Origin of the sequence: Halomonas sp. (assembly GCF_014859505.1) — a bacterium.
GTDB lineage: Bacteria > Pseudomonadota > Gammaproteobacteria > Pseudomonadales > Halomonadaceae > Halomonas.
Genome location: NZ_JACUUD010000162.1, coordinates 1 through 5,193 on the forward strand (window position 1 = coordinate 1; position 5,193 = coordinate 5,193).

Here is a 5,193-nt window from a genome sequence, read left to right on the forward strand (position 1 = left end):
CTTCTGCGAGACGTAGTCCTGTACCGCTAGGGCGGGCAGCGAACCACTGTCTTCGGCATCCTGCAGCACCAGGTTCGACCAGTGCTGATAGCCCAGGCCGCCGGGCTGGCCCTTAGTGGACAGAGGCGGCTCCTGGGGCTTCTTGGGGTCACGGCGATAGGGAGTCAGCGGATGCAGCCAGGGGCCGTCGTAGTTGACCCCCTGCTTCTTGGCGCGGATGCGACGCACGGCGTGCGCGACTTCGCGGCCGCAGAGATCGCAGCGGCACGGCTCGTCCTCGAACACCAGTCGAAAGCGTCGCGGCATGGACCAGTAGGGATGCAGCGGATGCATGCTCTCGGGCAGCACCTCGGTGCCTTTCTTGTCGCTGACCCGAGTCGGCGCCATCCACGGGAAGAGGCTGTCGTCATCGACTCGTGGAGGCTGCCATGACTGTCCGGAACGGGTCAGCGCCCTGGGTGTCACGATATTCCCCCATAGCCTGAACCACAGGCTGGCGTCGGCCGCTTCTGGCAATACCAGCGTAGTCAGCGGTCCGCCGCCTCGCAGGCCGACGCGAATACCCGCCCCGCCAGCCGGGGCATTGATCTGCATGGTGAACAGGGCAAGAGCCGCACAGTCTTCGCACATCGCCTCGACACGTCCACGCTTCACGAAGAAGTCGGTGTTGTTCTTGATGCCGTTCGCTCCAGGTGAATCGATCAGCAGGCCGCTAACTGTGGTCTCCTTGATGTCTTCAAGCGGGTCGAGGTCCTGCATGAAGCGCGCCCCATCGCCATCTAGCTCGAAGACAGCGGCGAAGGGGGCGAAGAGGGCTTCCAGCTCATCTTTGCCGGGTGGCTCGAGAAAGCGATCCAGCCAGTCGCTTAGGTCCTGTGGCGGCAGCGAGGTCTGCAACAGGCCGATCAGAAACTGGTAGGCGGCGCCCTGGAAGTCGGCTCGAGGAAGTGCGAGATCGACGATCTCGGGATCGGCCACCGCGGTGGGCGGCCGATAGTCGATGGCCCCTTCTCTGGTGCGGAAAGGCAGCCATGGAGCGTTAAGCAGATTCACGTCCGTCTCCCTGATTATCCGTGTTCGATGAAAACCTCACCCCCCACTGGGCGTCGTAGGCGCAGGCGGTATCGGCCTCGACCAGCCAGGGCCGGGTGAAGCGCAGCGCCTTGTAGTGCTCCTGCAAGGCTTCCCACTTGGCTTGGAAACCGACCGGCAAGTCCGCCAGCTTCTCCGCCTGGCTCTGGCGAAGCTTGACCTGGCTGAGCATGGCGGCGTGGCGCTCGCCCTCGACCCATAACGTCAGCTCGTCATCGGCCGTGCACTTGAGCAATGCGACGTTGAGCGTCGGTTCATCGACCAGGCGCGTGCCAATCTCCAGCTCCTCCTGCCACTGATCGATCTCCGGTTGGCGGAGATAACCCCGCTCGAGTGACAGGGCGTTGAAGTTGGCCATCGAGACGGCCACCCCCTGCATGCCGCGCTGCTCCCATCTCGCCTCCTGCAAGCCATCAGGTACCAGATCGGCGACCAGGCCATAGGCGCCTTCAATCAAAAGGCGCGCCTCGTCAGGCATTCGGATCGCGCCAAGCTCGCGCAGCACACGCTGGGTCAGCCACAGCAGGGAAGTGTCGCGGTAGACCGCCTGGGTGCCGGGCAGAGCTCGCTTTAGCCACTGGGCATCCGGTTCATCACTCCACTCCGGCGCCAATACGGACAGCACGGGCGCACGGCGTGGGCCGCGCACATGGCGCTGCAGCCGCCCAGCGCGCTGGATCAGCAGGTCGATGGGGGCGAGATCGCTGATCATGAGATCCACGTCACAGTCCAGGGACTCCTGGAAGACCTGGGTGCTGATCAGTACCTGGCCGCGGCGCCGGTCGGGGGTTGATGCCTTGCCCAATCGCTCAATGACATCCGACTCGATACGCTGGCGATCCACCATCGCGAAGCGGCTATGGAACAGCAGGCAGCGCTCGGGGTCAGGATGGTGCTGGCATAGCTGTTCATAGGCGCGAATGGCATCGTCCACGGTGTTGCGCACCCAGGCGACACACTCCCCCGCCTCGACCGCCGCCATCACGATGTCGAGGGCCTGCTCCTCGTTAGCCAGCCAGTCGATGCCCACCTCTCGAGACACCTCGGGTCGAGTGGCCAAAGGGGTTTCACGTTCCAGGTCATCGCCGACCTGGGTCAAAAGCGGGAAGGCATCTTCCTGGAGCGCGACTGGCTGCTTTCCCAAGCCTCCACGCCATGCCGAGGCCAGAGCCTCACGCATGGCGACTGGCATGGTGGCCGTGAGCAGGATGGCGCTGCCGCCCTGGCGGGCATGATGGGCCAGCAGCTGATTGAGCAGGGTCTGCATGTAGTGATCGTAGGCATGCACCTCATCGACGATCAGCACCTTGCGAGCCAGGCCATAGAGGCGCAGCGACTGATGCCGAAACGGCAGCAGTCCCATCAGCGCCTGGTCGATGGTGCCGACGCCCACGTCAGCCAGCAGCGACTTCTTGCGCGAATCGGCCAGCCAACGGTTGCAGCGCGTGGTGGCCGTCATGTCGTCATCGGCGTAGTCCCGATCTTCCGGCTGCTCGGCGGCCACCGCCTTCATGAAGGTATCGTTCAGTTCGCGAGCGCCGTGGGCCAGCACGCAGGAAGGTCTCGACGCCTCGGTATAGAAGCGCCGATGCAGGTGGCCGAGTCGCTCATACATGGCATTGGAGGTGGCCATGGTCGGCAGGGCGAAATAGAGCCCCTCACCATGCCCGGCCGCCAGCAGCCGCTGAGCGAGGATGCAGGCCGCTTCGGTCTTGCCGGCGCCGGTCACGTCTTCGAGGATGAAGAGTTGCTGGCCATCGCCGAGCGCGAGGATCTCGGCCTCACGCTGCAACGGGGTCGGCGTAATCGACTGGCCTTCAAACCAGCTGGCCAGCCCGGCATAGGGCACCGGCTCGGGAGGCTGGGCAAACCCTGTTTCCATAAGCGCGCGGTCGGCACGATCGAGCGCGATCGGCCAATAGTCGGCCAGCGGCATCGCCTTCTGGCAGTAGGCGAAATGGTCGCGATTCGAGCCCAGCCAATCACTGAGGGTCGCCCAGCCGGCGACCGTCCAACTCAAGGTCAGGAAGATCTCACGCCACTCCACAGAGACCAGCTTGTCGAGTGGCAACTCGAACTCGATGAGCATGACCCAATCGGCAACGAACCTGCGAGCGACCTCTTTATCGGACGCATGCTCGTCATCGCCGAAGAACTGATCCGCATTCAGCTGCCCGGCGTCCACCGGCTGACCGTGATGGCCAAACATCGGCGCCAGCAAGGCGCGCAGGCCGTCAGCCAATTGGCGGCGTTCACGCCGTGGTGGCAATTCTCCATCTCCACCCAGGACACCATCCCGCCACCACTCGATCCAGCATGATTGCCACAGCAGGGCTCCCAGCCGGTCATGGCGCTCGGTATAGGCCATCTGCTTGATCGGGGGGACAAGATCGGGATCTGCCGGCCTGGCTAGGCTCTGGAAGGCACGAGAAAACTTGCCGAGGTCATGCAGCCCGAGCAGGAAGACGAGGAGACGACGCAAGGCCTCGGGCGAGAGATCCAACTGATGGGAAAGGCATTGTGCCAAAGGCCGGTCGGGAGCAAGCAGATACCAGCCGACAGCAGCCACATCCAGGCTGTGATAGGGCAGCAGGTGGCAGCTATTGCCTTCGTCTGACGGTTTTGCCTTGCCCCAGTAGAGGTAATACGACATCCCTGTCTCCCCAGCCCGTTGCGACTCCACCACCATACAAACATTCTTAATCCGACTATGCCACGCCTGAGCGTTCATCCAGCATATTCTTCAGCCCGGTCATGGCTCTGGCCATTCATGGACCTCGGCCGACAACCAAGGAAGGAGAACATCGATGCTCGATGCCATGGCAGCGACTTGGGACACCCTGGCCCGCTATCGTCTGATCGAGATCCTGGCGCTGTGGGAAGGCCGGGTGGTGGCCTCGCAGATCGGCGAAGCCTTCGGCATCGGGCGCCAGCAGGCGCAGAAGGTGCTGCGACGTTATCGAGAACGGATCCCCGGGAACCTGGCCTATGACGAGTCGCGCAAGGGCTTCCTGCCCACCGAGCGATTCGTTCCTTCCTTCACCCAAGGTCGGGTCGAGGAGTACCTACATCTGCTGGGCACCCACCAGCAGCTGGCATCACCGTTCACAGGCCTGGGGCTCGGCGCGGCGAACACCGAGGCGCTGCCGATGCCGAGCCGTGTGGTGTCACCACAGGTCGTGCGGCAGGTAGTCAAGGCCTCCCGCGAAGGGCAACGCCTGGAGGTTACCTACGCCTCCTTCACCAGCCCCACGGGGGAAGACAGGATCATCGTGCCGCATACACTGGTGTTCGCGGCGGGGCGCTGGCATGTGCGAGCCTTCTGCGAGAAGCATCGCGACTACCGGGACTTCGTGCTGAGCCGCTTCCGCAGCGTGCCGGAGCCATGTGGCGACATGCTGGGCGATCATGGGCTTGCCAAGGATGAGGACTGGCATACACGGGTCGAAGTACGCCTGATCCCCGACAGGCGCTTGCCATCCCGGGAAAGGGCTCTGATCGCTGCGGACTACGGGATGGACGAAGGCGAACTCACCCTGTCATGCCGGGGCCCGCTGGTGCTCTATGCGCTGCGCGAGCTGGGCATGAACCCCCATCATGTGGAAACCGAACCGCGGGCCCAGCAGGTCGAGATTGCCAACGCACAGGCCCTGACACCCTGGATACACTGGAGCTAGGAGCCACCATGGCCATCGAACAGGGCATCTGGAAACTGGCGGACAGCGCCGGCGAGCCGCCGCGTAAGCTTCGCCCCACTGGGCTCGCCGACGAGGGGCAGCTGGAAGAGCAGATCATGCAGGTTGTCGCGATCCTCAACCGCGACTGGCTGTTGATCGGCCGCCAGGTGCGCACCGCCTCCAATGAAATACCCGCCCCGAAAGTGCGCAGCGCCTGGGGAATGACGGAAGGCCAATATGCCAAGCTGTCATCACGGCTTTGGCAGATCTCGAAGAGTCTCTTGTGAAATACCGGAAAGCCCAGCCGAACAAGGGAGCAGTCATCGGCCACCTGCTTTTTTGGGCTCTTCGTCGTTGGGTGTGGAATTCGCCCCTTGAGCTGGGCCAGGATATGGCCTCCACGACGACAGGAGGTATGGCATGG

General features: G+C 63.6%; 4 protein-coding genes. 2 read left to right on the forward strand and 2 right to left on the reverse strand.

From position 1 onward, the window contains the following. The coding region (casA, locus tag IBX53_RS14385; RefSeq protein WP_290910548.1) for a type I-E CRISPR-associated protein Cse1/CasA at positions 1 to 1,053 on the reverse strand (1,053 nt) is incomplete at its 3' end. Continuing rightward, complete coding sequence (cas3, locus tag IBX53_RS14390; protein ID WP_290910550.1) at positions 1,040 to 3,745, reverse strand: CRISPR-associated helicase Cas3'; 2,706 nt, start codon at positions 3,743 to 3,745, stop codon at positions 1,040 to 1,042. The genes cas3 and casA, both read right to left, overlap by 14 nt. Before the next feature lie 154 nt (positions 3,746 to 3,899). Here cas3 and IBX53_RS14395 point away from each other — a divergent pair, with 154 nt between their 5' ends. Next, positions 3,900 to 4,769, forward strand: a complete 870-nt coding sequence (locus IBX53_RS14395; protein ID WP_290910553.1) for a YafY family protein — start codon at positions 3,900 to 3,902, stop codon at positions 4,767 to 4,769. Positions 4,770 to 4,777: 8 nt separating this feature from the next. Continuing rightward, positions 4,778 to 5,056 (forward strand): hypothetical protein, encoded by a 279-nt coding sequence (locus tag IBX53_RS14400; RefSeq protein WP_290910555.1) that lies wholly within the window; start codon positions 4,778 to 4,780, stop codon positions 5,054 to 5,056. Positions 5,057 to 5,193: the final 137 nt, after the last annotated feature.